General features: G+C 66.2%; 24 protein-coding genes. 8 read left to right on the top strand and 16 right to left on the bottom strand.

The window, feature by feature from the left end; genetic code table 11:
- Positions 1-13: 13 nt before the first annotated feature.
- On the top strand, positions 14-772 hold the full coding sequence (locus ACSQ23_RS01220; protein ID WP_436089434.1) for an HpcH/HpaI aldolase family protein: 759 nt from the start codon (positions 14-16) through the stop codon (positions 770-772).
- 158 nt (positions 773-930) lie between these two features.
- Here the strand turns inward: ACSQ23_RS01220 and ACSQ23_RS01215 are convergent, their stop codons facing one another.
- On the bottom strand, positions 931-2,151 hold the full coding sequence (locus tag ACSQ23_RS01215) for a mandelate racemase/muconate lactonizing enzyme family protein (protein WP_436089433.1): 1,221 nt from the start codon (positions 2,149-2,151) through the stop codon (positions 931-933).
- Positions 2,152-2,235: 84 nt separating this feature from the next.
- Here ACSQ23_RS01215 and ACSQ23_RS01210 point away from each other — a divergent pair, with 84 nt between their 5' ends.
- The 4 genes from ACSQ23_RS01210 to ACSQ23_RS01195 all read left to right on the top strand — a co-directional run bounded on the left by ACSQ23_RS01210 (position 2,236) and on the right by ACSQ23_RS01195 (position 6,139).
- Positions 2,236-3,033: an SDR family NAD(P)-dependent oxidoreductase gene (locus tag ACSQ23_RS01210; protein WP_436089432.1), complete on the top strand. Its 798-nt coding sequence runs from the start codon at positions 2,236-2,238 to the stop codon at positions 3,031-3,033.
- 4 nt (positions 3,034-3,037) lie between these two features.
- Positions 3,038-3,886, top strand: a complete 849-nt coding sequence (locus ACSQ23_RS01205; RefSeq protein WP_436089431.1) for a transketolase — start codon at positions 3,038-3,040, stop codon at positions 3,884-3,886.
- A complete protein-coding gene (locus tag ACSQ23_RS01200) occupies positions 3,883-4,869 on the top strand; it encodes a transketolase family protein (RefSeq protein WP_436089430.1) in 987 nt (328 codons plus the stop codon). The genes ACSQ23_RS01205 and ACSQ23_RS01200 overlap by 4 nt, the downstream gene beginning before the upstream one ends.
- A gap of 85 nt (positions 4,870-4,954) precedes the next feature.
- Positions 4,955-6,139, top strand: coding sequence for a mandelate racemase/muconate lactonizing enzyme family protein (locus ACSQ23_RS01195; protein WP_436089429.1), 1,185 nt, complete (start codon positions 4,955-4,957; stop codon positions 6,137-6,139).
- Between the two features lie 133 nt (positions 6,140-6,272).
- On the opposite strand, the gene ACSQ23_RS01190 is transcribed toward ACSQ23_RS01195, so the two are convergent.
- The gene (locus ACSQ23_RS01190) at positions 6,273-7,307 is read right to left on the bottom strand and encodes a LacI family DNA-binding transcriptional regulator (RefSeq protein ID WP_436089428.1); all 1,035 of its coding nucleotides are present in this window, start codon (positions 7,305-7,307) and stop codon (positions 6,273-6,275) included.
- Between the two features lie 252 nt (positions 7,308-7,559).
- Here ACSQ23_RS01190 and ACSQ23_RS01185 point away from each other — a divergent pair, with 252 nt between their 5' ends.
- The 3 genes from ACSQ23_RS01185 to ACSQ23_RS01175 all read left to right on the top strand — a co-directional run bounded on the left by ACSQ23_RS01185 (position 7,560) and on the right by ACSQ23_RS01175 (position 11,274).
- Positions 7,560-8,621, top strand: coding sequence for an ABC transporter permease (locus tag ACSQ23_RS01185; protein WP_436089427.1), 1,062 nt, complete (start codon positions 7,560-7,562; stop codon positions 8,619-8,621).
- Between the two features lie 62 nt (positions 8,622-8,683).
- Entirely contained in the window at positions 8,684-9,655 is a 972-nt protein-coding gene (locus ACSQ23_RS01180) for a sugar ABC transporter substrate-binding protein (RefSeq protein ID WP_436089426.1), read from the top strand.
- 83 nt (positions 9,656-9,738) lie between these two features.
- Positions 9,739-11,274 carry a sugar ABC transporter ATP-binding protein gene (locus ACSQ23_RS01175; protein WP_436089425.1) on the top strand — a complete coding sequence of 512 codons (1,536 nt, stop codon included), beginning with the start codon at positions 9,739-9,741 and terminating at the stop codon, positions 11,272-11,274.
- A 43-nt stretch (positions 11,275-11,317) separates the two neighbouring features.
- Here ACSQ23_RS01175 and ACSQ23_RS01170 read toward each other — a convergent pair whose 3' ends face one another.
- The 14 genes from ACSQ23_RS01170 to ACSQ23_RS01105 all read right to left on the bottom strand — a co-directional run bounded on the left by ACSQ23_RS01170 (position 11,318) and on the right by ACSQ23_RS01105 (position 25,085).
- Complete coding sequence (locus ACSQ23_RS01170) at positions 11,318-12,211, bottom strand: aldose 1-epimerase (protein WP_436089424.1); 894 nt, start codon at positions 12,209-12,211, stop codon at positions 11,318-11,320.
- A complete protein-coding gene (locus tag ACSQ23_RS01165) occupies positions 12,195-12,767 on the bottom strand; it encodes an SDR family oxidoreductase (RefSeq protein WP_436089423.1) in 573 nt (190 codons plus the stop codon). Before ACSQ23_RS01165 ends, ACSQ23_RS01170 begins: the two co-directional genes overlap by 17 nt.
- Before the next feature lie 8 nt (positions 12,768-12,775).
- Positions 12,776-13,555 (bottom strand): SDR family NAD(P)-dependent oxidoreductase, encoded by a 780-nt coding sequence (locus ACSQ23_RS01160; RefSeq protein WP_436089422.1) that lies wholly within the window; start codon positions 13,553-13,555, stop codon positions 12,776-12,778.
- A 237-nt stretch (positions 13,556-13,792) separates the two neighbouring features.
- Entirely contained in the window at positions 13,793-14,509 is a 717-nt protein-coding gene (locus ACSQ23_RS01155; RefSeq protein WP_436089421.1) for a hypothetical protein, read from the bottom strand.
- An 11-nt stretch (positions 14,510-14,520) separates the two neighbouring features.
- Positions 14,521-16,230, bottom strand: coding sequence for an ABC transporter ATP-binding protein/permease (locus ACSQ23_RS01150; protein WP_436089420.1), 1,710 nt, complete (start codon positions 16,228-16,230; stop codon positions 14,521-14,523).
- A gap of 68 nt (positions 16,231-16,298) precedes the next feature.
- Entirely contained in the window at positions 16,299-18,587 is a 2,289-nt protein-coding gene (locus ACSQ23_RS01145; protein ID WP_436089419.1) for a TonB-dependent hemoglobin/transferrin/lactoferrin family receptor, read from the bottom strand.
- A 165-nt stretch (positions 18,588-18,752) separates the two neighbouring features.
- On the bottom strand, positions 18,753-19,268 hold the full coding sequence (locus ACSQ23_RS01140) for an invasion associated locus B family protein (RefSeq protein ID WP_055885515.1): 516 nt from the start codon (positions 19,266-19,268) through the stop codon (positions 18,753-18,755).
- The gene (locus tag ACSQ23_RS01135) at positions 19,265-20,062 is read right to left on the bottom strand and encodes a HugZ family protein (protein WP_055885511.1); all 798 of its coding nucleotides are present in this window, start codon (positions 20,060-20,062) and stop codon (positions 19,265-19,267) included. The genes ACSQ23_RS01140 and ACSQ23_RS01135 overlap by 4 nt, the downstream gene beginning before the upstream one ends.
- 8 nt (positions 20,063-20,070) lie before the next feature.
- On the bottom strand, positions 20,071-21,213 hold the full coding sequence (locus tag ACSQ23_RS01130; protein ID WP_436089418.1) for a TonB family protein: 1,143 nt from the start codon (positions 21,211-21,213) through the stop codon (positions 20,071-20,073).
- 1 nt (position 21,214) lies between these two features.
- The gene (locus ACSQ23_RS01125) at positions 21,215-21,649 is read right to left on the bottom strand and encodes an ExbD/TolR family protein (RefSeq protein WP_056002820.1); all 435 of its coding nucleotides are present in this window, start codon (positions 21,647-21,649) and stop codon (positions 21,215-21,217) included.
- A complete protein-coding gene (tolQ, locus tag ACSQ23_RS01120) occupies positions 21,649-22,353 on the bottom strand; it encodes a protein TolQ (RefSeq protein ID WP_407065086.1) in 705 nt (234 codons plus the stop codon). Before tolQ ends, ACSQ23_RS01125 begins: the two co-directional genes overlap by 1 nt.
- Positions 22,354-22,364: 11 nt before the next feature.
- Positions 22,365-22,790, bottom strand: a complete 426-nt coding sequence (locus ACSQ23_RS01115; protein WP_056002814.1) for a hypothetical protein — start codon at positions 22,788-22,790, stop codon at positions 22,365-22,367.
- Positions 22,791-22,798: 8 nt separating this feature from the next.
- Positions 22,799-22,966: a hemin uptake protein HemP gene (gene hemP, locus ACSQ23_RS01110; RefSeq protein ID WP_082533565.1), complete on the bottom strand. Its 168-nt coding sequence runs from the start codon at positions 22,964-22,966 to the stop codon at positions 22,799-22,801.
- A 232-nt stretch (positions 22,967-23,198) separates the two neighbouring features.
- The gene (locus tag ACSQ23_RS01105) at positions 23,199-25,085 is read right to left on the bottom strand and encodes a bifunctional sugar phosphate isomerase/epimerase/4-hydroxyphenylpyruvate dioxygenase family protein (RefSeq protein ID WP_436089417.1); all 1,887 of its coding nucleotides are present in this window, start codon (positions 25,083-25,085) and stop codon (positions 23,199-23,201) included.
- Positions 25,086-25,165 lie beyond the last annotated feature (80 nt).

Below are 25,165 nucleotides of genomic sequence, written 5' to 3'. Positions count from 1 at the left end.
AGGGAGGTTTGTCATGCCGTTATTGCCGCTTCGTGCGCGCCTCAAAACCGCGGCGCCGCTGCTGGCGCCGTTCTCGATCATCCCGTCGGTGGAGCTGGTCGAACTGGTGGCGCTCGCCGGTTATGACGGCATCATCCTCGATCTCGAACACGGCGCGCATGGCAGCGAAGCGCTCGGTCCGCTGATCCTCGCTGCCATGGCGCGCGGCATCTATCCGCTGGTGCGGGTGCGCAGCAGCGAACCGACCGAAATCGGTGCTGCGCTCGATGCCGGCGCTGCCGGGGTGATCGTGCCGCAGATCGGCTCGCTCACCGAAGCCGAGCGCGCCGTGCGCGCTGCCCGCTTCGCCCCCGATGGCAATCGCGGCGCCAACTCCTTCGTCCGCGGCGCCGACTATTCCGGCCGCGCCGAGTGGTTCACTGAGGCCAACCGCGATGTCGCCGTGCTGCTGATGGTGGAGGGCGCCGGCGGCGTCGCCGCATTGCCGGAGATCCTGCAACTCCCCACCCTCGACGGCATCTTCCTCGGTCCCCTGGACCTGTCGCATGCCCTCGGCGTGCCGGGCGAAATGGGCCATCCCGAGGTGGTCGCGACGATCGAGCAGGTGATCGACGCCTGCAAAACCGCCGGCGTCACCACCGGCATCTTCGCCGGCACCAGCGAAGCCGCCCGCCGCTGGATCGGTCGCGGCGTGACGCTGGTGGGGGCAGGGGTGGATACGGCGCTGGTGCTTAGGGGGTTGAAGGCGGCGGTGGGGGAGTTGCGGGGGTAGGTTTCGCCTCTCCCGCCGGTGCGGGCTGACCCCCACCCCTGTCCCCTCCCCGCAAGGGGGAGGGAGACCAAAACACCGGCACCACAGTTTGCGTCTCCCTCCCCCTTGCGGGGAGGGATCAAGGGTGGGGGTCAGCCCGCACCGGCGGAAATGGTTGCCTAACCCCCCGTCCGCCTCACCGTCGCATCCGGCCGCGTGAACAATTCCTCCCGCAGCCGCATCCCCAGCCCGGCGCCATCGAGCGGCGCCACCCGGCCCGCCGTCACCGGTGGCAGGTCGGCGACGATCTCGGTGTACCAGCCGGTGAAATAGGCTCGCACCGCCTCCTGGTAGACCGCGTTGGGCAACGTCGCCGACAGCGCGCAGCTCGCCGCATAAACGATCGGTCCCGTGCAGTCGTGCAGCGTCACCGGCAGCTCGCTTGCCTCCGCCATATTGGCGATCTTGCGGGCTTCGGAAAGCCCGCCGCACCAGGCGAGGTCGATCATGATCACCGAGGCGGCGCGCTTGTCGATCAGCTGCTTGAACATCTGCCGCGAGGCCAGTCGTTCGCTCGCCGCGATCGGCGTCGAGGTGTGCCGCGCCAGCTCGGCCATCGCGTCGAGCTCGTTGTAGCGGATCGGCTCCTCCAGCCACGCCACGTCATAGGGCTTCAGCGCCTCGGCAATCCGCAGCGCCGGCGGCAGGGTCCAGAGCCCGTGCAGCTCGACCATGATTTCCATGTCGCGGCCGACCGCGTCGCGGATCCGCTTGAACGGCTCCAGCGCCTTGTCGAGTTCGCTGAGCGAGATGCGGGTGCCGTTCGAGGCCTCGGCGGCGATGTCGAACGGCCAGATCTTCATTGCGCCGATGCCTTCGGAAAGGAGGCTCTTCGCCAGCTTTCCCGCATCGAACCGCCAGGCGAGTAGGTCTTCGTATGGCCCGTCGTTGGAGTCGCCCGCCTGCAGCGACCAGTCCTCGGTGCGCTCGAACAGCGAGTTCTTCTTGCTGGCGCGCACGTGCCTGTAGCCGGCGCAGGTATTGTAGATCGGCACCGACTGGTGCGTCCGCCCGCCCAGCAGCCGCCACACCGGCTCGCCCAGCGCCTGGCCATAAATATCCCATAGCGCGATGTTCACCGCCGAGTTGCCGCGCACCTCGGCGCCGGAATCGCGCGCCCCGACATAGACGCTCCCCAGCGTCCGGTCGTGCAGCTCGATATCCCTTGGGTCCTTGCCGATCAGGTAGGGCGCCACATTGTCATGGATGTAGCTCGCCACCGGTCCCGGCGCCCAGAATGTCTCGCCGGTCCCGACGATCCCCACGTCGGTATACACCCTGAGCCAGAACAGGAACGGGAACTCGGCGATCGTCAGTGTCTCCAGCGCGGTGACTTTCATTGAATCCCCCTCGGCAAGCCCGTTGACTCCAATTTATGGTACCGGTATCAGTCGCGTCAAGATGTCCGAGGGGAGGACGCCGTCTTGGCCGCGAATACGAACGAGGCATTCCTGAAACGTGCGCTGGTCACCGGCGCCGCCGGCGGGCTGGGGCGTGAAGTTGCGATCCAGCTGGCGATGCGCGGCTGCGCCGTGGGGATTGCCGACATTAATGCCGCCGGCACCGCAGAAACGGCGCGGCTGGTCGAGGCCGTCGGCGGTCAGGCGCTCGAGATTGTCGGTGATTTCACCCTCGAGGGGGCGCCCGAAGCAGCCGTCGACAAGGTGGTGGCGCGCTGGGGCGGCATCGACATCCTCGTCAACAATGCCGGCTACGGCGTCATCGAGCCCTTCCTCGAGTCGAGCTACAGATCCTGGACCCGCACCCTGGCGCTCAACGTCACGGCGCTCGCCATGGCCTCGAAGGCTGCTGGCCGGGTGATGCGCGAGCAGCGCGCCGGCCGCATCGTCAACATCACTTCGCCGGGCTCGCGCATGGCGCTGCCCGACTACACCGCCTACACCGCCAGCAAGGCCGGGGTGGATTCGATCACCCGGGCGCTCGCCGTGGCGCTGGCCCCCTATGGCGTGCTGGTAAACTCGCTGGCGCCCGGCATGATGGATACCGAGATGCAGCGCTCGACCGAAGTCGAGCTCGCCCGCGTCAACGGCCGCAGCAACGACCTCCAGGCCTTCCTCGACGAGCGCACCCGCCGCGTGCCGCTGGGTCGTCGCGCCGAGATCGCCGAGGTGGCGGAGTCGGTGGTGTGGCTCTGCCTCGATTCACCGCCTTACATGACCGCCGAGCGGCTCAACATGTCCGGTGGCCTCGACAAGGATTGATCTGATGACCCGCAACTCGCCTCCGGCTGAGGCCGATGTCGCCGCGCTCAAGGCGCGCGCCACACAGCTGCGCCGCCACATGCTGACCATGGCCCGCGGTCAGGGCGCCGGCTATATCGGCCAGGGCCTCGGCATCGCCGATGCGCTCACTGCGCTGTATTTCCACGAGCTGCGCTACGACCCCGAGAACCTCGGCTGGCCCGACCGCGATCGCTTCCTGCTGTCGACCGGGCACTACTCGATCGCGCTCTGGGCTGCCCTCGCCGAAGCCGGCATTATTCCGGTGGCGGAGCTCGTCACCTATGGCGCCGATAACAGCCGGCTCGAGATGTCGACGCTTGATACGACACCCGGCGTCGAAGTGATCGGCGGCTCGCTCGGCCATGGCCTGGGGCAGGGGGTCGGGCAGGCGCTCGGGCTTGGGCTCGATCGCTCCGAGGCCCGCGTATTTGTCGAACTGTCCGATGGCGAACTGCAGGAGGGCTCGACCTGGGAAGCCGCCATGTCCGCCAGCCATTTCCGGCTCGATGGGCTGGTGGCGCTGGTCGATTGCAACGGCATCCAGGCCGATGGCCCGGTGGTGCTCGACATGGAGCCGGTGGCCGACAAATGGCGGAGTTTCGGCTGGGAGACTTTTGAGATCGACGGCAACGACATGGATGCCGTGGTCGCAACGCTCGCCAGGGCGCGCCAGCGCAACGGCAAACCCAAGGCGATCGTCCTTCGCACGCTGCCCGGCAAAGGCGTCCGGCGCATCGAGCAGAGCGAGAAGTCACATTTCTTCCGCGTCGATGTCGGCCAGTGGGATGCGATCATCGACGAGTTCGAGCACAGCGTGGGAGCCGGGCGATGAGCCGCGCCATGGAAGCCGGCCGTACGCTGGCAATGGGGGAGAACGAAGCCGCCGGCGGCGGCCGCCAATCGGTCGATGCGCCATTCGGCAAGGCGTTGGCCCGCCTCGGGCAGCAGCGGCCGAACATTGTCGGGCTCACCGCCGATCTCGGCAAATACACCGATATCCACCCGTTTCGCGACGCGCATCCGGACCGCTTCTTCAATGTCGGCATGGCCGAGCAGAACCTCGTCGCGGTGGCGGCCGGGCTCGCCCGCACCGGCAAGCAGGCCTTTGCCACCACCTATGGCGTGTTCGCCAGCCGTCGCGCTTTCGATTTCGTCGCCATCGCGCTGGCCCACTCCAATCTCGATGTGAAGATCATCGCCGGCCTGCCCGGGCTGACCACCGGCTATGGCGGCACGCACCAGGCCATCGAGGACCTGGCGCTGATGCGGATGATCCCCGGGCTCACCATCATCGATCCGATGGATGCCACGGAGATCGACGCCGCGACGGTGGCGATGTCGGATCATCGCGGGCCGGTGTACATGCGCCTGCTGCGCGGCGCCGTGCCGGTGGTGCTCGAGCCCGGCTACAAGTTCGAGATCGGCAAGGCGCGGCAGCTGCGTGACGGCAAGGATGTCGGCATCATCTCGACCGGCCTGATGAGCGAGCGCGCCATCGATGCCGCGGCTCTGCTGGAAAAGCGCGGCGTGTCGGTCGCGGTCCTCCACGTTCCGACCATCAAGCCGTTCGATGCGGGGACGGTCGCCGCGTTCGCCGCCTCGGTGGGGCAGGTGGTCACCGCCGAGAACCATGTGATGGTCGGCGGCCTCGCCAGCCTGGTGGTTGAGACCTTGTTCGATGCCGGGATAGTGAGGAAGGTCACCCGCATCGGGCTGCCCGACCGTTACATTGAATGCGGCGCCGTCCCGACCCTGCAGCAAAAGTATGGGCTGACGGTCGAGGCGGTGGTTGAGAAGATAGTGGCAATAGGCTGAAGCACACGCCGGGTCATTCCCGCTTTCGCGGGAATGACCCGGTGAAAGACGGTGGGTCCACGGGGGGCGGGAGGAGCCGAAACACATGAAAATCACCGAGATCGAGACCTTCACCGTCGGTGCCGGCTGGAAGAACTGGCTGTTCGTCAAGGTGCACACCGATGCCGGCATTTACGGCATCGGTGAAGGCACGCTGAACGGCTTCATCGCCACCACCGAGGCCGGGGTGCATGAGCTGAAGCACCTCGCCATCGGCCAGGACCCGCGCCGCATCAGCGCGCTGTGGAAGCGCATGCTCGACAGCGTGTCGCTCGATGGCGGCCATATCCATCGCACCGTGATGGCGGCGGTCGAAGTCGCCTGCTGGGATATTCTGGGCAAGAGCCTCGGCGTGCCGATCCACCAGCTGCTCGGCGGCCAGGTCCGCGACAGCGTGCTCGGCTACGCCAATGGCTGGTATCGCACCGAACGCACCCCCGAGCACTTCCTCGAGGCGGCCAAGGCAGTGCTGGCCAAGGGCTTCAAGGCATTCAAGCTCGATCCGTTCGGCACGGCGCAGGGCTTCATCTCCCGCGACGAACTGGAGCTCAGCTACGATATCTGCCGCAAGCTGCGTGACGAGTTGCCCGCCGACACCCGCATCCTGATCGACGTGCATGCCCGCTTCACCGAAATCGCGGCGATCAAGGCGGCCGAGCGCTTCGCCGACCTCGATATCTACTGGTGGGAGGAGCCGACCTCGCGGGATCGGCAGGAGACGGTGCACGAGGTGGCGCATCGCTCGCCCATCCCGGTTGCGACCGGCGAAATGTTCGACACCGTCGGCCAGTTCTACGCGCTCGCCGCCGGCGGTGGCGTCAACATCTTCCAGCCCGAGCCGATGTCGCTGGGCGGCATCGGCCCGTCCATGCAGGTGGCCAACCTGGCGCTGGCGCATGGCAGCCACATCGCGCCGCACCAGAGCGGCGGCCCGGTAGCGACGGCGGTCTGCCTGCAACTGGCGGCCGCGGTGCCGAACTTCCTGATCCAGGAGCATTTCGACGCCTTCAACGACGCCTGGACCTTCGACCTCGTCACCTGGCGGCCGAGCATCGATCCCAAAAACGGCCACCTGTCGCTGCCCGATGCGCCGGGCCTCGGCATCGACCTCAACATCGATGCCATCAAGCAGCACCCCTACGACCCGCACGCCTATCTCAACGTGCACACTGAGGGCTGGGAACAGCGGCTGGGCACCGACGCGCAGAACAAGGCTAAGGCTAAGCGGTAGGGGTGTTTTTGAACGACAGCCCCTCACCCCCGACCCTCTCCCCAGAGGGGAGAGGGGGCGATGTGGCACCGGCAGTGCAAAGTACGTCCCCTCTCCCCTCTGGGGAGAGGGTTAGGGTGAGGGGCAGACCCCGCTAAGCGCTCTCCCGATCGACAATCTCGAAGCCCAAGCTGGTGATCGTCGCGAGCTTCTGCTTACCGCCCAGCCGGTCGAGCAGCTGCCGCACGGCGCGCCGGCCCATCTCGTAGCGGTTCACCTTCACCGTGGTCAGCGGCGGATAGAGCTGCGCCGCCAGATCCATGTCGCCATAGCCGGCTATGCCGATCCGGCCGGGGATTGCCCAGCCGCGGCGGTGGCACTCCTGCACCGCGCCGATCGCCAGCGTGTCGGAGGAGAAAAAGATCGCGTCGATATCGGCGTGCCGTTCAGTCAGCGTCACCAGCGCTTCGGCGCCGCCGGCGGCGGTGATCGGCACTTCCACTTCCAGTGACGCCTGGTTCTCGATCCCGAGCTCGGTCAATGCCGCATGGTAGCCGGTGCGCCGCTGCTGCAGCCGGTCATTGCCGTGGATCGGGGTCGAGACGAACCCGATGCGCTTATAGCCCTTGGCGGCGAGATGCATGGTCATGGCATAGGCGGTCTCGAAGTTCGACACGCCCACCACCATGTCGATCGGCTGGCGCCCCTTGATCTCGGAGATCTCCACCACCGGCGCGCCGCTCGACACCAATAGCTGCCGCGCCACTTCGCTCTGCACGAAGCTCTGCAGGATCATCCCCGCCGGCCGCCAGCCGAGCAGGGTGCGGATCGAGGCTTCCTCGGCTTCGGTGGTGAACTCGCCCTGCACCAGCAGCATCGAATAGCCGCCCAGCTGGCACTCGTCCGACATGCCCTGCACCTGCTCGGCAATGCCCGAGTTGATCAGTGGCGGCACCACGGTGCCGATGATCCGGCCGTTGCCCTTCATGCTCGAGGCCAGGCGGTTGGGCACGAATCCCGCCGCTTCGATGGCTTCCAGCACCTTGGCGCGGGTCGCCGGGGCGACCATGTCGGGGTTCGAGAGCACGCGGGACACGGTCATCGGCGCGACACCGACCCGCTTGGCGATCTCGCGCACCCCCAACCGCTCCAGCGGCTTCTTGTCGCCGCCGTCTTCCGACCTGGCCATGCGCTACTCCCGAAAACGCGCGGAATCATAGTCGTCACAAGCGCTTCGCGCCAGCACTGGTTCCGGTACCATTTCCTTTGACGTCATCTAATGGTTCCGGTACCATAGCTGCAGATCGTGGCTTGCCGGATAACTGGTCAGACCAGTACACGAGAGGTCTTGACACTTATAATAGTATAATAGCTGATGAGGGCATGGCGAAGCGCTGACCGGATCACTCCGCAACAGCGCCGCCGCTCAGGGAGGAAAAGCATGAACAGCGCGGCGCCCGCCACGACCGAGCAACCAACCACGCCTTCGCTGCGCAACCGGCTGATCTCCTTCATCGCCATCGGCGAGGTGGGGGTGATCGCGGCGCTGCTGCTGCTGGTGGCCTTCTTCTATTTCATGCAGCCGGCCTTCCTGTCCGAGCGCAACATCCGCGCCATCCTCAACGTCGTGTCGTTCGTCGGCATCATCGCCATCGGCCAGACCATCCTCCTGGTGGCCGGCGAGTTCGACCTGTCGGTCGGCTCCGTCGCCGGCGTCTCCGCGGTGATCGCCGCGCAGCTGATGACGGCGCTCGCCTGGCCGGTGCCGTTGGCCATTCTCGGTGGCATGGGCGTCGGGGCACTTATCGGGCTCATCAACGGCATCATCGTCGTAAAATTCAGGATACCGGCCTTCATCCAGACGCTGGGCATGCTGTTCATCGGGCAGGGGCTGATCCAGCTCGTCACCGGCGGCTATCCGGTCTACCCGCTGCCCAAGGAAGTCTCTGATTTCGGCATGAGCACCTTTGCCTTCGGGCTGGGCTGGAGCTTCGCCTTTTTCATCGTCGCCGCCGTCGTCGCCGATTTCGTGCTGCGCCGCACCGTGCTCGGCCGCAACCTCTATGCCACCGGCGGCAACCCCGAAGTGGCGCGCCTCGTCGGCATCAACACCACCATCTATAAGATCGGTGCCTTCATCACCGTCGGCGCGCTCTCGGCCGTGGCCGGCATGTTCGTCATGGCGGACCTGCAATCCGGCACCACCTCGATCGGCTCGGGCTGGGAGCTCATCGTCATCGCCGGCGTGGTGGTTGGCGGCGTCAGCCTGTTCGGCGGCGCCGGCACCATTGCCGGCGGCGTGGTCGGCATCCTGATGCTCAAGGTGGTGCAGTCTGGCCTCGTGGTCATCGGCGTCAACTCCAACTGGCAGCAGATCGCGGTGGGCGTGATCATGGTGCTGGCGGTAGGCCTCGACATCCTGCGCCGCCGCTACTTCACCGTCGGCGCCGGCGCCAAGACCGCAGCAAGAAAGAAATCCGACAGCAAGACATCGGGCGCCTGAGGGGCGTCTGCACAACCGTTCACGCCACGCGGCAACCCGCGGGCCAATGGAGGAGAGGAACCATGAACATCTCGAAGAGGACACTGGTGAAAGGCTTGCTCGGCGCCGCGGCGCTGGTTGCGAGCTTCGGCACCGCCGGCGCCGGCTATGCCCAGGAGGTCAACCTGCTCTGGGTGCAGGCGATGAAGGATCACCCCGTGCATCGGCTGATGCAGGCGGGCTTCCTCGATAAGTGCAAGGAGCTCGGCTACAGCTGCGAAGTGGTGGGCGACCCCTCTGCCACCAACTGGGATATCCCGGCCACCCTGCCGCTCGCCGAGGCGGCCCTGTCGCGCACCAAGTTCAACGCCGTCGGCGTCTACGGCCCCGATCCGGCGATCTATTCCTACATCACCAAGCTCGCCAAGGAGGGCCTGCCGGTCGTCACCTGGCACGTGCTGCCGCCCGAGGGCACGGTCGATGGGCTGAAGGCCGCCGCCGCGCAGGATATCGCCGCTGCCGGCACCAATGCCGCCATCGCCATCGGCGACAAGCTCGGCGGCAAGGGCACCGTCGCCCTCACTCAGGGCGCCTCGAACGATACCGAAAACGCCATGTCCGATGCCTTCCGCAAGACCATCGCGGAAAAGTACCCGGACATCAAAGTGCTCGAGACCCAGATGGAAGGTTTTGAGCCCTCCGCTGCCGAGGGCAAGGCCATCGCCATTCTCCAGGGCAACCCGGACGTCAACGCCGCCTTCGGCACCACCGGCAACTCGATCCAGACCTGGTCGGGCGCGGCCCGCAAGGCCGGCCGCGACGTGGTGATCATCGGCATGGACTACATCCGGCAGAATCTCGACCTGGTGAAGTCCGGCGCCGCCTACGGCATCGTGGCGCAACCGCTCTATGAGGAAAGCGCCAAGGTTGCCGAACTGCTGGGTGCTTTGGCCAAGGGTGAAACGGTCACCTACATGAACGTCTTGCCCTCCAAGGTCATCACCGCGACCGATCTCGACCCCTATTACGCCATGCTCGAAAGCGCCGGCCAGTAAACCGGCTCCCACCGTGCCGGCCTCCCCTGACCCGGGGGCCGGCGCGGTTCTCTGTTTCTTGGTTTGTCGCGGAGGCAGCACAAATGGACCCGATCTTTTCCGCCCGCGGCATCGTCAAGGCGTTCGCCGGCGTGCAGGCGCTGCGTGGCGTCGATTTCAACGTGCTGGCCGGTGAAATCCATGCGCTGCTCGGCCAGAACGGCGCCGGCAAGTCGACGCTGGTGAAGATCCTCAACGGCGTCCATCCGGCTGGCTCCTATACTGGCGAGATCACCCTCGCTGGTCAGCCGGTGAGCTTTGCCTCGCCGGCCGCAGCGCGCGCCGCCGGCGTCGGCTACGTGCCGCAGGAAATCGAGGTGCTGGAGCAGCTCTCGGTGGCCGAGAACGTCTTCGCTGGCCATACCGGGCTGGGTGAAGGCGTGCTGATCTACCGACACAAACTCGAGGATCGTACCCGCGCCATTCTCGATGATCTCGGCCTCACGATCGACCCGAAGGCCATCGTCGCCTCGCTGACCTCGGCCCAGCGCCATCTGGTGATGATTGCCCGCGCCCTGGCGCTGAAACCGCGCGTGCTGATGCTCGATGAGCCGACCGCATCGCTCTCGGGCACCGAGGTCGACGCACTGCTCGAGGTGCTGCGCCGTTTGAAACGGCAGGGCGTCACCATGATCTACATCACCCATCGGCTGCCCGAGGTGCTCGCCGTCTGCGACCGCGCCACCGTGCTGCGCGATGGACGCGTTGCCGCCGAGCTGGGGCGCGAGGAATTCGAGGAAGACCGCTTCATCTTCGCCATGTCGGGCCAGCGGCTGCAAAAGCTGTTCCCCCCGCACGAGGCGCCGGTCGGCGCGCGCCCCATGCTGGCAGTCGAGCACTTGAGCGTCGCCGGCAAGCCCGGGGCCATCTACGGCGCGCGCGATGTCAGCTTCTCGGTGGCCGCGGGTGAGATCGTCGGCCTTGCCGGGCTGCTCGGCTCGGGCCGCAGCGAGATCCTCCACGGCATCTTTGGCCGCGTCCCCGCCGAGGGCACGGTGGAAGTCGATGGGCAAGCCATCGCCATCCGCTCGCCGCGCGATGCACGCGACGCCGGCATTGCGCTGCTCACCGAGGATCGAAAGCGCGATGGCCTGCTGTTCAACCTGCCCGTCGGCGCCAACATCACCATCGGCAATCTCGACCCGCTCTCGGCCCGCGGCATGGTTCGCGGCGATCGGGAGCGGAGCGCCATCCTCGAGGCGATGCGCCAGCTCAACGTCAAGGCGTCGTCGCCGCAGGCCTCGGTGGCGCATCTCTCGGGCGGCAACCAGCAGAAGCTGCTATTCGCCCGGGTGCTGATGCGCGCCCCAAAAGTGCTGCTGCTCGATGAGCCGACCAAGGGTGTCGATGCGGCGACCCGGCAGGAAATCTACCGGCTCGTCGTCGAGCTCGCCAACAAGGGCGTAGCGCTGGTCGTCGTCTCGTCGGAGCTCGAAGAAGTGCTCGGCCTCTGCGACCGCTGCCTCACCATCGCCGATGGCCGCATTGTCGACACGTTCAAGCGCGGCGAAGGCGGTGAAGATCGCGTGCTGCGCGCGGTGGCGGCGGCGCAGGCGGAGACGGTGCGGGCGGCGTCCTAGCTGATTATCCGGTGGGGGTCAGCCCGCACCGACGCCAGCAATGTCAAATCCGAAACGGCTCGAACCGCAACGTCCCCACGGTGCTCTCGCCAGGCCCCAGCACGATCACCCCATCCTCCGGATCGCCGAACCCATCCGGCCGGTTGAATGCCCCCGACGCATTGGTCTGCGGTTCGACGCAGAACACGTTCAACGCCGGATCGGCGTAGAACATCACATGCTTGTAGGGTGTATCGCCCTTCATGGTGATCCCGGCGCCGCGGCCCGGAAAGCGCAGCGTCGCGCTGCCATCCCAGCCGCCATAGTCGCTGCAGCGCCAGTAGATCGGCAGCGGCGCGGCCGTGTTGAAAGACACCTCGGGCGGCAGCGACACCCGCTGCCCGATCATCCCCTCGGGCTCGTTGAGATGGAAGCTGGTGGCCCCGAACTGCAGCGTCGTATCCGCATCCCGGTCGAACCAGGGGTGATGCCCGAAGCCGAACGGCATCCGGCGTTCGCCCGTATTGGTCACCCGCGTCACCAGTTCGAGCCCGGTATCGGTGAGCGTGAACCGCTGCTCGGCGCGGTACGAATAGGACGACGGGTCGGCCACCTCCAGCGTCAGCACCGCGCTGCCCGGTCCGGTCTGCTCCGCCGTCCATGGCCGATGCCAGGCAGTGCCGTGCACGTGGTAGATTTCCGGCGGGTTGTTCGCGGCAAAGCCATAACGCCGCCCTTCGAACGTGAAGGCATTGCCGCCGATCCGGTTGGCGAACGGGATCATCGGAAAGGACGCGACGCCCAGCACGTTGCCGGCCTGCCGGTTGGCGTCCGAGAGCGGCCGCATCACATCGATGCCGTCGATCCGAAAACGCCCAATGCTGCCGCCGATCGCCGGTGCGAGATCGATTGCCAGCGTCCCGGTCCTGAGTTCGAGATGCTCAGAAATTGCGGCCATAGCCGGCACTCCATCCCCCGTCGACCGACAGCATCTGACCCGTGGTGTAGCTGTTGAGCGGGTCGCAGAAGAACAGCGCCGTGTCTGCAACCTCGGCCACCGATCCCGGCCGCTTCACCGACGCATGCCCGAGCATCGCCGCATCTCCCGCCAGCAGCGGTTCGCCGATGGCGCCGACGCCCAGGGCGTTCACCAGCACCTTCGGCCCCAGTTGCATCGCCATAGTGCGCACCGTCGCCAGCACCCCGGCCATTGCCACCGAGAATTCGGCATGCCGCCGCATCGGCATCCCCGCCGCGGCTGAAACGAGAAACAGCACGCGCCCGCTGCCACGCGCGAACATCGCCTCGCCCGTGGCGCTTGCCGACTGCAGCTGCGCCGCCGGATCGTAGCCGGCAACCGGCAGCAGCGGCACCGACACGATCAGGATATCCGGCACCGGCGCCACCGCGCCAACCGTTGCGCCATTGCTCCTCAGCGCATCGAGCACCGCAATGGCAACCGGGTTCTGCTCACCCCGCAACTCAACGAATGTGTTCTGGAGTTCGATCCGCATGTCCGGCCTCACATCATGTAGCCGGCGGTCCAGCCGCCATCGACCGCCAGCACCTGGCCGTTGATGTAGCCGGCACCGGGTGAGCTCAGAAACAGCACCGCCTCGGCGATTTCCTCGGGGGTGCCGGGGCGTCCGAGCGGCAAATGCTGCATGAACTCGGCGGTGCGTCCGGCGAACTTGCCATCGGCGCCATAGAACAGCGAGCGCGTTCCCTCGGTCATGATCGAGCCCGGCGCGATGGCATTGGTGAGGATGCCCTGCGGCCCCAGTTCCAGCGCCATCGAGCGGGTCATGTGGATGATGCCGGCCTTGGCCGCGACGAACGGGCTCTGCAGCCGCATCGCCGCCAACCCCACCACCGAGGCAATATTGATGATCCGCCCGCCTTCGCCCTGCCCGACCATCGGCTGCAGCGCCGCATGGCTCATCAGGTAGAGGCCATCGAGGTCGATGCGGGTGATGCGCTCCCACTCTTCGAGCGGAAACGTGTCGATGTTCACCCGGTGCACGAAGCTGTTGACCCCGGCATTATTGACCAGGATGTCGATCCGGCCATAGCGGGCGATCGTTTCCGCCACGCCCGCCTCGGCGGAATCCCGGCTGGAGATATCGATCACCGCCGCCATCGCGCCGGGCAGGGTAGCGGCGTACGCCTCGGCCCCTTCCCGGTTGATGTCGGCGACCACCACGCTGGCGCCGTTATCGCTTAGCCGCCGCGCGATGGCGCGGCCGATCGCCCCCGCCGCGCCGGTGACCAGGGCCACCCGCCCGTTCAACTCCACCTGCATTGGCACGACTCCTCCAGCCCCGCGCCAATGCTATTATAATATCTGGCCCAAAGCGGCAATTGCGCTTTGGGCTAAGGGGCAGTGCTGTTGGCCATATCGCACTGGCCCTTCAGTCGTCGCTTCCCTCCCCCTTGAGGGGAGGGATTGAGGGTGGGGGTGGTGAAGTCAGCACCGAGACCGCCTCACCACCCCCACCCCCGTCCCCGCCCCTCCCCTCAAGGGGGAGGGGAGCACCCCTCAGTTCGCCCGCAGCAGCGTCAGCCCCAGCGGCTCGCCGTCGGCATTGAATGCCTCGCGTTCGCCGGTCACCGAGTCGCGGTGCCACTCGGCCACCGCGCCCGCCTTGAGGTGCAGGTGGAAATCCGAGCGCATCACGTTGATGAAGCCCATTGCCGGCTTCACCGTCTCGATGGTGCCGCGCCAGAACTGCTGGAAGCCGGGGCGCCGGAAGCCGATCACCACCTGCGCTTGCGCCGCCTGCGCATCCTCGAGCGGCAGCCGGCCGGGGTCGGTTTCGTTCGCCTCGATGCGCTCACCCGGGGGCGTGTCGGGCTTGGCTTCGATGGCAGTGCCGATGCCGAGCGGCGCCACAGCCGCATCGAACGGCTCGATCCCGTCGAAGCCGACGATGCCACAGATATAGCTGCCATCGGCGCGGTTCAGGTCGATGCGCGGATAGGCTTTGTCCTTCATCACGCTGGTGCGGTCGACGATGATCTCGGCGACACTTGCCAGTTCGATCCGGCTCTCGTGCTCGGCCCCACCGATCACCGCCCAGCCGTCCTCGAAGCTGACGCTCTCGACCGCGCCGATCCGCTCATGCGTGGCGCCGAGGTGTCGCGCCGTCACCATCAGCCTGCCGATGGCGGGGAGGGTAAGGAGCACATCGCGGGCGCTGGCATCGAGGCGGGCACGAGGCAGGGCGATGGGCAAAGGGGCTAACGTGTCGAGCATTGCAGGGATCCTTAGGCAAGTACGGGTTCGAGAGGCGTGGCCGGAGCAGCCGGAGTGGCGCCCAGTTCCACGGTGGTGAGCGTGCCGAGGCCCTGGGGCTTCCGATGGGCGACGAGGATGAAAGCGCTGTCGGGCAGTTCGCGACGCAGCAGTGCCAAGAGCTCGGTCTCGGCGGCGACGTCGAGCGCGCTGGTGGCTTCATCGAGGAAGGCGAAATCCGGCCGATGGAGCAGCAGCCGCGCCAGCGCCAGCCGCTGCAACTCGCCACCCGACAGACCACCCGTGCCGGTCTCGCCGGTGCCGAGCGTCACATCGAGCCGATTGCCGAGGCCCACGGCCTCGAGCGCTGCCTTGCGCACCTCGGGCGAGAACGCCTCGGCGGTCGCCGGATAGGCCACGGCATCCGTGATGTCGCCGATCGGCACATAGGTGCGCTGCGGCAGGAACAGCATGCTGCCGGCGGGTGTCTCGATCCGGCCATTGGCATGTGGCCAGAGGCCGGCGATTGCCTTGACCAGAGTGGTCTTCCCCAGTCCCGAGGCGCCCGCCAGCCACACCGCTTCACCCGGCGCGACCGTGAGGTCTTTCACGCCGAGCAGCGCCCGGCCATCCGGCAGCGTCAGATTGAGCCCCGAGATGCGCAGCGCCCCATTTCCCGGCTGCACCACCGGTGCTGCGCCGCCATTGCCCTCGGTCGAGCGCAGAAACCCGTCGAGACGGGACGATGCCGCAACGAGGTCCGCAAGGTCGCGATACGAGAAGATGAACCACGAGAGCGTGGTCACGACGCTCGAGAACGCCGTGCTCACCTCCATCAGCCCGCCGAAATTGACGCTGCCGGCGAGGAAGGCGGGCAACGCCACGAACAGCGGAATGCGCAGCACGGTGTGCTGGTAGGGGTAGGTGAAGCAACTGAGGATCAGCTCGCGATTGATCAGTCGGCGCCAGTTTCCGATGATCCCGCCAAAACGCTGGTCGAGCGTACGGCGCTCGGCGCCTTCGCCGTTGAGCAGCGCGATCTCGTCGACATTGGAGCGCATGCGGGCGAGGGCAAAGCGGAAGTCTGCTTCGCGCCGCTGCTGCTCGACATACAGCGCCTTCAGCGGGCTGCCGAGCACATGGGTCAGCAGCGAGCAGAGCCCGACATAGACGAACGCCGCGACCAGCATGTAGCGCGGGATCTCGAAGTCGATGCCGATGAAGGTCAACGACAGCGGAAACGACGACAGCTGCCAGAGCAGCGCCACGTAGGAGAAGATGGCGACGATGTTGGTGATGAGATCGAGCGCTTCCGACAGCATGCCGCTGACGAACAGCCGGCAGTCGTCGGCGATGCGCTGGTCGGGGTTGTCCACCCCACTGCCATCGGCCATCCGCCAATAGGCCTTGCCGCGCAGCCAGCGGTCGCGCACCGCCTCGGTCAGCGACTTGCGCCAGCGGATCAGCACCAGCTTGTTGAGATATTGCGAGCTGAGTTCGCGGATCGAGTTCAGCAGCACGATGATGCCGAAAATGCCGATCTGCGTGAGCGCCGCCTTGGCATCCACCGCCTCCAGCGCCGAGTAGAAATCCTTGGTCCAGGAGATGATCCTCAACGTCGCGTAGACGCCGGCCAGCTTCAGCGCCACGACCGCAACGAACAGCAGCAGCCCGAGCTTGCCGCCCCGCCCGCTGATGCAGAGCCCCAGGAGGCGCCAGAACTGGCCGAGCACGCGGATCATGACGAGGATCTCCAAAAGCAAAAAAGCGGGAGAGCCATGGACGAGGCCCTCCCGCGGAGTAGGTGAGACTAGAACTTCACCGACGCGCCGACCTTGAAGGTGCGGCCCGGACCGGTCTGCAGCTCCGGCGGAGCGTTGCTGGCGTTGGTGCCACCCGGGAAACCCGGCATGTTGTAGCTGCCGATGGTGTTGGGGAAGTACCGGGTGTCGAAGAGGTTCTGGATGCCGGCAGTGATCTCGATATCCTCGGTCGGCTTCCAGGTGGTGAAAGCATCGAAGATCGCGTATCCGCCCGGCTTGAAAGCGTTCGGGTCGTTGCGGTGCTGCACACCATCGGCAAAGGTGCCGAATACCTCGAACTCGAGGTTGTTCTCGGGCAGTTCGTAGCGCAGGCCCAACACTGCCGTCAGTGGTGTCGCCCGCTCGTACCAGTTCTCCGCTGCGGTGGGCGACGTCTGCTGGCGGCCATACTGGTAGGTAACGGCCGCGTTGAAGAACAGGTTCTCGTAGACCTCGAGTTCCCCCGCAAGCTCGATGCCCGACAGCTTCACCTTGGACAGGTTAATCGAGGTGTAGACGTCTGTATTTGGCGCGACCTCCTGCAGACGCTCGATGAAGTCGGTATAGTCGGAGTGGAACGCGGTAGCGCTCAGCCAACCCTTCTCGAACTCGCCGCGCACGCCGACCTCGTAGCTCCTCACTGTCTCGGGGCGCAGGTTCGGGTTCGGGATCACTTCGCCGCCGGAGAAGGGATCGAGGCTCGAGACGAACAGCTGCTGGCTGGTCGGCATCTTGTAGCCTTCGTTGTAGGCAACGTAGGCCGAGACAGCTTCGGTGAACTGGTACTTGGCCGACAGGCTCTTGATCAGCGTCTGCGAGTCGATCTTCTCAGGCTTGAAGCCGGGCAGATATGGCGGCGCTTTGCCCTTGGTCGGATCGATCGAATAGGTGGCGTAGCGCAAGCCCGGCGTGATCGTCAGCTTCTCGTCGAGCAGCCTGATCTCGTCCTGGATGTAGAGGTCGGCACGCACCGTCTCGACGTCGGGGAAGCTGAAGCCGTTATACTCGGTATGCCCCGAGACACCGGTCCGCGAGTTATAGGTGTCGGTGTAGTCGTCATAGAGCGTATGGGAGATGTCGCCGTCGAAGCCATATGTCAGCGTATGGCTGCTGCCACCGAGGTCGAAGCTCGAGATCGCCTGGATCTCGGCCTCGAGGAAGGCTTCGCGATAGTCGCGCACCGCATGGTTGGTGGTGTAATAGGACACCGGCAAGGCGTAGCTCTGGCGCTTGAAGCTGTCGGTACCGCGCCGCTGCGGCGAGTAGCTGAGATTCCACGTCAGGCTGTCGATGAAGCCGTTGTCGACCTGCCACTCATGCTCGATGGCGAAGCGTGGGCGCTCGACGATGACCGAACGGGTCCACTGATCGACATTGTACTGGCTGGTGGTGGTCGGCGTGCCGGTCACGGCGTTGGCCGAGGTGTCCACCTGCTCGACGTCGGTCTGCCGGTTGTTGAACTCGGCGGTGACTTCGACGCGATGGTCGTTATTGGGTGTCCACACCGCCTTCGCCATGGCATTGTAGGCCTCGGCATCGGTGGGGAAGAACTTGTCGCAAGACCAGTTGGGCGCGCGGGCGCAACCCCAGATGCCACCGTCGGCCCGGGCGTTGGACAGCGTTGCTTCATGCGACGACACGTGGCCGAGCGAACCCAGCACCTGCAGCCCGTTACCGAAATCATATGCGGCGTTGATCTGCTGGCGGAAGCTGCGATCGTAGCTGTCGAATGCAGTCTTCACCTCGACGGCCCAAGGTTTGTCGCTGTCGTAGAGCAGGTCTTCGGGATCGAGCGTCTGGAACGACACCACACCGCCGAGCGCATCCGCACCCCACAGCACGCCGGCGGGTCCCTTGACGATTTCGACCTGCTTCATGTTCCACGGATCGATTACGTCGCGGCCGCCGTCGATGATGCTCTCGATGGTGCGCGAACCGTCCACCTGCATCTTGACCCGGTTGCCGCTGACGCCACGGATGGTGAAGCCGCCCAGTTGCGCCCACGGCTGAGTGGCAGAGGACGAGCGATCAACCTGTACGCCCGGCTCGAGCCGGACCAGGTCCTGGATGTCTCTGACCATCCGCTCTTTCAGGGTCTCGCTGTCGATGACCGTGACCGTCGCGGGAACGTCCAGCACGCTTTTCGCGGAGCGGGTCGCCGTGACCGTGATGCGCTTGAGGATGGTGGTCTGCGCATTGGTCAGTTCCTGCGCCGCGACCGGCTGCGGAACCGCGCAGAGCAGCGCCACCACGCTGATGCCGATGAGATGCCAAGGTGAGATATTCGCGCGTGCCAACGCACGCGCGACAAGCGGCCGATAAGACATGCCTGCCCCCAAAAGAAACCGAAATTGTTGGCTGGCTGTCGGCGCGCCGCACGCCGCTTGGCTGGCTGTTCCACGGTCTAAATGGACCGATGTTCACGCTCTATGAAAGATGAGTATCTGAGTCAAGATTAAACGCTACTGCGCCAGTTCCGCCGTGCGGTTGTAGGCGGCAGTGAAGCCGGCGAGTGACAGTGTCACCGTCACCGGCTGACCATCGTCGACCTTGACGCCGGTGACTTCGAGCACCGTGCCGACCTTCATGGCGCTGAGCGCCACCTCGTCGAAATCGAGCGGCACCAGGCAGCCGGTCTGCACGCAGGTGAGGAACGGCCGGGCCTGCCCCAACTGCTGGCCGTCGATGCCGAGCTGCACCCCGGCATCGAGCCTGAGCCCGAACGCCGTCAGCAGCATGCCCTCGGCCTTGTTGCCGGTCGGCGCCGCCAGTTCGACCGCCACCAGCGCGCTGCCGGTCTGCGGGTTGCCGGCGGTCTGTGAGAAGGCGCAGTCCTTGCCGGCTTCGACCAGCGCGCAGTTCACCGTCCAACTGCCATGCGCTTCGTTGAGCGCCGAGGCGCCGCCCGGCAGGCTCGCCTGCTGTGCCAGTGCCGGTGATGCCATCAGCAGCAGCGCGGCGGAGATCAGGGCCCTCACGACGCGACCCTCGCGTCCTTCAGCGGCCGGTTGAGCGCCCGGCGGGCTTCGCCGGCCATCTTCACCAGCGTCATGTGCATGTCCTTGGACGAGGTCAGCTCGCTCTCGAACCAGATGCGGCGGATGTCGTCGCCGTCGGCGAGGTCCATGCCTTCGGCATCGACGCCGATCAGCCGCCATTTGCCGGGCGCCGCCTTGGCAAAGTGCTCGGCATAAAGCCCCACGGCCTCGCCGTGGTCGTCGTTCATGTGCTCGATGGCATCCGCTTCGCTCGCTGCCAGCTCCGGATTGGCCGGGTTGGCGTTGAGGAGGTTGTCGCGGGTCAGGGCATAGGCGCGACCGAACCCGCCATTGTACGAGGCGCTCTTCGGCTCCAGACGGAAGTAGCGGAAATCGCCGAGGCCCGAGTAGAGCTTGGCCTTCTGCTGGTGGATCAGGTAGCGCGTATCGAGCCGCTGGTGCTCCTCGCTGTCGCGCTCCACTTCGCGCGCTTCTGCGGCGATGGTGACGCGGGCATGCGCCAGCGGGTCGCCCCTACCGGGATAACCGATCAGCAGCGAGCAGCGGGGATCAGCGAGCAGGGCGCCGGTATGGGCGGCCAGCTTCGAGACGAGGATGATCGGCGCGCCGTCATAATCGGTCGAGACCCCGACGCGGGTGGCGATCGGCCAGCCGGTCCCCGGCTCGATCGTCGCGATCGAGCCCGAGCGCGCCGAGCGGATCAGCGTCTTGGCCTCGCGCACCGCCTCGGCGGTGGTCTCGAGCAGCACGTCCTTCTTCTTGTCTTCGGTCATCATCGAACTCACTTCTTGAAATAGACCGGCACGGTGAACGACCAGCTCGATCGTCCCGCTGCCTCGGGAATCGGGGGAAAGGGCGCGGCGCGGTCGACGGCCGCCAGCGCGGCGTTGTCGAGCGCATCGTTTCCCGAACTGCGGGCGAGCGCGACTTTCGTCACTGTACCACTGGCGCCGACGGTAAAGCTCACCAAAGCTTCGCCGGCGTCGCCGCGCGCCTTCGAAGGGTACTTGGCGGCGCGGGTGACCTTGGCCTGCACCAGGCCGGGGTACTTGCTCGCCGCCGCGCTGCCGCCGTCATTCTTCTTGCCGGCGCCACCGCCGGATTTCTTTGCCGCGGTATCGGCCTCGGCCGCGCCGCCATTGCCGAGGCTGGCCTGCTGCGACGGCTTCTTCTTCTCCGGCTTTTTCTCGGCCGGTTTTTTCGCCTGCTTCGGCTTTTCGGCCGGCTGGTCCTTGGGCGGTTCCTTCGCCGGCTCGGCCTTCGCCTCGACCGCCTTCCGCACGATGCGCGGCTTGGGGATCGGCGCCACCTGCAGCTCGTCTTCGACCACCGGTGCGAGGCTTGCCGTCTCCAGCGGCTTCACCACCTCCACCGGCTGCACCAGTGCCGGCGGGATCTGCTGCATTGCCGGCTCGGGCGTCAGCTGAGCTACGGTCGCAGTGCGTACCTCTTCGAGCGGATCGGACTGCGACGGCGCCACGCTGTCGGCAACCACCGTCGCCGCGCCGTCGACCAGCTGCGGCATCGCCGCCTCAACCGGCGCGATCGGATCCGCCGCCGCGGTGAGCACCTCGGCCGAGGCGATCTCCTCACTCTCGGCCGGCGTGATCTCGGCGACCTCGACCGGCGCCGCTACGGCTTCGACCGCCTTGGCCGGTTGGGCCTCCGCCACCTCGACCATTTCGGCCTCGGCAGTCTCCGGTACTTCTTCGGCCTCGACCTCGGCACCAGCCGAGACCAGCGTCTCGGTCGCTTCGCTGATCTCCTCGGTCGGATTGCTGGTCGCCGTGTCGACCGAGATGATCTCGACCGCCACCGATTCCGCCGCCGTTTCGTCGATCGCAGGCTCGAGGTTCAGGAACACGAACGCCCCGGCGATCAGGCCGATATGGATGCTGGCAGAAGCGAGGGCGGCCTTCTTCATCTTACGGTTCGCGCTGCTGCGTGATCAGCCCGATGCGGGCATAGCCGGCGCGGCTCAAATCGCCCATCACCTGCATGATCAGCCCGTAATCGGCGGTCGCATCGCCCCGGATGTAGAGCCGTTGCTGCGTGCCGGCGTCGCCCGCCGCTGCCGCCACTGAACTCAGTAGCGTCTCGAGCGAGATTTCGTCTTCGCCGAGATAGACCTGGCCTTCCGGCGTCACCGAGATGGTGAGCGGCTTCGTCCCCTCGACCTTCATCTCCGGCGCGTTGCTCTGCGGCAGGTCGATCGGCACACCCGAGGTCAGCAGCGGCGCCGTCACCATGAAGACGATCAGCAGCACCAGCATCACGTCGACCAGCGGCGTCATGTTGATCTCGCTGATCGCCCCACGTCGGCCGCGCTTCCCACGTGCACTCTGCAGCGACATGCTCATCAGGCATTCCCCCGCGCATCGAGCTGCCGCGACAGCAGTACCGAGACCCGGTCGGCGAACGCCTCGAGCCGGCCGATCAGCCGCCCGGCGTCGCCGCTGAGCTTGTTGTAGGCAATCACCGCCGGAATGGCGGCGAGCAGCCCGAGCGCCGTGGCGAACAGCGCCTCGGCGATGCCGGGCGCCACCACGGCGAGGCTGGTGGATTTCGCCGCGGCGATCGAAGTGAAGGCATTCATGATACCCCACACCGTGCCGAACAGCCCGACGAACGGCGCCGCGCTCCCCACTGTCGCAAGCAGCGACAGGCTGCGATCGAGCTTCTCGCTCTCGGCCGCCACCGTGGTGTCGAGCACGATGCGGAGCCGCGCCTGCAGGCCGCCCGAATTGGCAGCATTGTCGGCATGGCTGCCGTTCCATTCTTCCATCGCCGCCGCGAACAGCGCGCCGAGCCCGGTGCGCGGGCCGTCCTTCAGCCGGGCGTAGATCTGGTTCAGCGGCTCGCCCGAGGCGAAGATCTTGTCGAATGCCTTCATCTCGCGCCTGGCGCGGGCATAGGCGGCAGCCTTGGCGAAGATCACCGCCCAGCAGGCGATCGAGGCGAACAGCAGCCCCAGCATCACCGACTTCACCACCCAGTCCGCCTGCATGAACAGCGCGAACATCGACATGTCGTGCGCCGCCGCAACCGGCTCCACCGCTTCGATCACCGTTTCCATCAGATGCCGAACTCCACGCCATCGAGGCGCGACACGGTGCTGAGGCCACTAAGGCAGACCTTCGGATCGAGCCCCGTGCCCTCGCAGGCCACCACGTCATTGATCAGCACCCGGCTCACCTTGTCGCAGCCGAGCTCGCCGATATCGAACTGCAGCACCCGGGTCTTGCCCTCGGGCATCGCCTTGAAATCCAGCGACACCAACCGCTCAATACCGCCGCCGGCGCCGAACAGCGCAATTTCGAAGGCCGAGCGGGTGAGCTCGGTGCCGAGCCTGTTGGTGGCGAGGAAGGTGACGCGACAGCCGGTTTCGCTCGGGGTCAGCGCGTTGAGTTCCAGCGCCAGGCCGGGAGCCGCCGGGGCGTCCTGGGCCAGGGTCGGCGTGGCGCACAGCGTCGCCAGCAGCAATGCATGGGTGAGGCGCATGGGCGCTCCTATTTGTTGAGGACGAGTTTGCCCTGCCGCGTGATCCGCAGCCGGTAGGTGAGGCCCTGGTGCGCGATGCCGATCTCGGTGGCGCCACCGAACAATTCCTCGGTGGTGAAGCTCGGCACGCCGACCGGCGCATCGGTCTTGGCCGCCGCCTCCGGCAGCGCCGTCATGTCCTCTAAATCCTCAAGTCGCACCCTGGTCACCCCGACCGCCTGCCGTCCGTTTAAAACATGAGTGTGATTATCAGAATTATGCTGACGCGCAAGCGCCACAATGTCGCCGGTCACGGGAGGGGGCGCGGGCCATAGCGGTCGGGTCTCCCCGCCGGCGCGTGGGAGGTTTGCCGGCCGCGCCAGTCTGGCACTCGAAAGTACATTCAGCGCGAAACGGCGCGATGACCCCCTAGCTGGCAAGCCGGCGGATAGCCTTCTTCAGCGCGGCGATCCGGAAGATGGCGTTGGCGGCGCCGTAGCCGCGGTAGCCACGGCGCTCCACCACTTCGAAGAAAAAGCCCTGGCCGAAGGTGGTGCTGTAGAGCTGCAGGTACTCGCCCCACTCATCGCGGTCGTAGAGGATGTTGTGCTTGCGCAGCCGGTCGGTGAACTCAGGTTCGAGGCCGAAGCGGGCTTCCACGTCGTCGTAGTAGTTCGGCGAGATCTGCAGCGAGCGGAAGCCGTTGCTGTCGAGAGCGGCGGCGCTGGCGAAGATGTCGCTCGTCGCGAAGGCGATGTGCTGGATGGCTGAGCCGAGCTTGTCGGCGAGGAAGTGGCCAGCGAGGGTCGCACTGTTTTCGGCGCCGTTCATGGTGATGCGGAGCGCCCCCGAGCTATTCTCGATCACCTGGCTGCGGACGACCCCCGAAGGGTCGACGATATCCACCATCGGGGTTTTGTCGGCCAGGAAGATCGAGCTGTAGAACAGCAGCCAGGTCGGCATCTGGTCATAGGGAACGGTTTGCGCCAGGTGGTCGATGCTGTTGAGGCCGGCTGGTCGCGGCAGTTCCTCGAAATCGAGACCGGCTGGTTCGAAATCGATCTGCTGAAACCGGCCCAGCTTGCTGGTGCCATCGACGAGATAGAGCAGGCTTCCGCCGATCCCGCGGATGGCCGGGATCTCGAGTTCATCTGGCGCTACGGCTTGCTGGAATTGCTCGGCGCCCAGGGCAAGCGCCCGGGCCATGGCCGCGCTGGCGTCGTCGACGATGAGGGCCAGTGCATAGGCCGACGTTCCGTGCAACTTGAAGGCGGTGTGCGCATAGCCGGAACCCTCGGTATTTATGATGATCCGGATCTCGCCCTGCTGGTAGAGGGTCACCTGCTTGGAGCGGTGCTCGGCGATCCTCGTGAAGCCCAGCGTGGTCAGCAGTGCGCCGAGGTTGAGGGCATCGGCCGCATCGGCTGAGAATTCGACGAAAGCGACGCCCTTGACCTCGATGCGGTCGGGTATCGGCTCGAGCTGCAACGTCTCCGACCCGGTCGAGCGGCGCACTCGATCGCCGAGGTAAATGAGGGAGCGGTGACCGTCTGCAGCGATCGATCGCGGCGAACCCCCACGAAACTGATCGTTGAAGATCTCCAGCGAGAAGTAGCCGTTATAGCCGGTATCGACCACGGCCGCGGTGAACTCGGCCACCGGCAGATCCCCTTCGCCGGGCATGTTGCGGAAGTGGCGGCTCCAGTACAGCAGGTCCATGTCGATCTGCGGCGCATCGGCCAGTTGAACGATGAACAGCTTCTCCCTGGGGATCGAGCGGATCGAGTTGATCTCGATGCGGCGGGACAGGCTGTGGAAGCTGTCGAGCACGAGGCCGATATTGGGATGGTTGGCTCGCCGCACGATTTCCCAGGCATCGCGGTGGTCGTTGATGTGCTTGCCCCAGGCCAGCGCCTCATAGCCGACGCGCAGCCCGCGCCTGCCGGCACGTTCCCCCAGCTCACGAAAGTCGTCGGCCGCCCGGTCGATGCCGCCCAGCGCCAAGGTCGAGACATTGGAGCAGACAAGCAGCAGGTCCGTTCCGAGCTCCTGCATGACGTCGAACTTGCGCTCGGCGCGATCGAAGGTGCGTTGCCGGTGCGATGGCGGCATACCCTCGAAGTCGCGGAACGGCTGGAACAGGCAGATCTCGAGGCCGTGGTCGCGCACCATCCGGCCGACGTCTGCCGGGCTGCCGTCGAAGGCGAGGAAGTCGTTCTCGAAGATCTCGACCCCGTCAAAGCCGGCAGCCGCGATGGCAGCAAGCTTGTCGGGGAGCTCGCCACTGATCGAGACCGTGGCAATCGAGGTCCGCATCGTCTCCTCCAATAAACGAACTAGTTCGTACATAATCGGTAGAGACTGATCCGGTTGCGGTCAAGTTACCGCCCGCATGG

Origin of the sequence: Devosia sp. LjRoot16 (assembly GCF_964252795.1) — a bacterium.
Lineage (GTDB): Bacteria > Pseudomonadota > Alphaproteobacteria > Rhizobiales > Devosiaceae > Devosia_A.
This window is presented reverse-complemented; position numbering and strand designations above follow the sequence as displayed.

What these genes read in the sequence shown, in the direction of transcription:
- ACSQ23_RS01185 (WP_436089427.1), top strand. Translation starts at nt 7,560, where the DNA reads ATGAACAGCGCGGCGCCCGCCACGACCGAGCAACCAACCACGCCTTCG.
- ACSQ23_RS01220 (WP_436089434.1), top strand. Translation starts at nt 14, where the DNA reads ATGCCGTTATTGCCGCTTCGTGCGCGCCTCAAAACCGCGGCGCCGCTG.
- ACSQ23_RS01170 (WP_436089424.1), bottom strand. Translation starts at nt 12,211, where the DNA reads ATGGCCGCAATTTCTGAGCATCTCGAACTCAGGACCGGGACGCTGGCA.
- ACSQ23_RS01150 (WP_436089420.1), bottom strand. Translation starts at nt 16,230, where the DNA reads ATGATCCGCGTGCTCGGCCAGTTCTGGCGCCTCCTGGGGCTCTGCATC.
- ACSQ23_RS01165 (WP_436089423.1), bottom strand. Translation starts at nt 12,767, where the DNA reads ATGCGGATCGAACTCCAGAACACATTCGTTGAGTTGCGGGGTGAGCAG.
- ACSQ23_RS01105 (WP_436089417.1), bottom strand. Translation starts at nt 25,085, where the DNA reads ATGCGGACCTCGATTGCCACGGTCTCGATCAGTGGCGAGCTCCCCGAC.
- ACSQ23_RS01115 (WP_056002814.1), bottom strand. Translation starts at nt 22,790, where the DNA reads ATGCGCCTCACCCATGCATTGCTGCTGGCGACGCTGTGCGCCACGCCG.
- ACSQ23_RS01180 (WP_436089426.1), top strand. Translation starts at nt 8,684, where the DNA reads ATGAACATCTCGAAGAGGACACTGGTGAAAGGCTTGCTCGGCGCCGCG.
- ACSQ23_RS01215 (WP_436089433.1), bottom strand. Translation starts at nt 2,151, where the DNA reads ATGAAAGTCACCGCGCTGGAGACACTGACGATCGCCGAGTTCCCGTTC.
- ACSQ23_RS01135 (WP_055885511.1), bottom strand. Translation starts at nt 20,062, where the DNA reads ATGACCGAAGACAAGAAGAAGGACGTGCTGCTCGAGACCACCGCCGAG.
- ACSQ23_RS01175 (WP_436089425.1), top strand. Translation starts at nt 9,739, where the DNA reads ATGGACCCGATCTTTTCCGCCCGCGGCATCGTCAAGGCGTTCGCCGGC.
- ACSQ23_RS01195 (WP_436089429.1), top strand. Translation starts at nt 4,955, where the DNA reads ATGAAAATCACCGAGATCGAGACCTTCACCGTCGGTGCCGGCTGGAAG.
- ACSQ23_RS01130 (WP_436089418.1), bottom strand. Translation starts at nt 21,213, where the DNA reads ATGAAGAAGGCCGCCCTCGCTTCTGCCAGCATCCATATCGGCCTGATC.
- ACSQ23_RS01190 (WP_436089428.1), bottom strand. Translation starts at nt 7,307, where the DNA reads ATGGCCAGGTCGGAAGACGGCGGCGACAAGAAGCCGCTGGAGCGGTTG.
- hemP (WP_082533565.1), bottom strand. Translation starts at nt 22,966, where the DNA reads ATGACGGCGCTGCCGGAGGCGGCGGCCAAGACCGATGCGCCGGTCGGC.
- ACSQ23_RS01205 (WP_436089431.1), top strand. Translation starts at nt 3,038, where the DNA reads ATGACCCGCAACTCGCCTCCGGCTGAGGCCGATGTCGCCGCGCTCAAG.
- ACSQ23_RS01200 (WP_436089430.1), top strand. Translation starts at nt 3,883, where the DNA reads ATGAGCCGCGCCATGGAAGCCGGCCGTACGCTGGCAATGGGGGAGAAC.
- ACSQ23_RS01155 (WP_436089421.1), bottom strand. Translation starts at nt 14,509, where the DNA reads ATGCTCGACACGTTAGCCCCTTTGCCCATCGCCCTGCCTCGTGCCCGC.
- ACSQ23_RS01125 (WP_056002820.1), bottom strand. Translation starts at nt 21,649, where the DNA reads ATGAGCATGTCGCTGCAGAGTGCACGTGGGAAGCGCGGCCGACGTGGG.
- ACSQ23_RS01160 (WP_436089422.1), bottom strand. Translation starts at nt 13,555, where the DNA reads ATGCAGGTGGAGTTGAACGGGCGGGTGGCCCTGGTCACCGGCGCGGCG.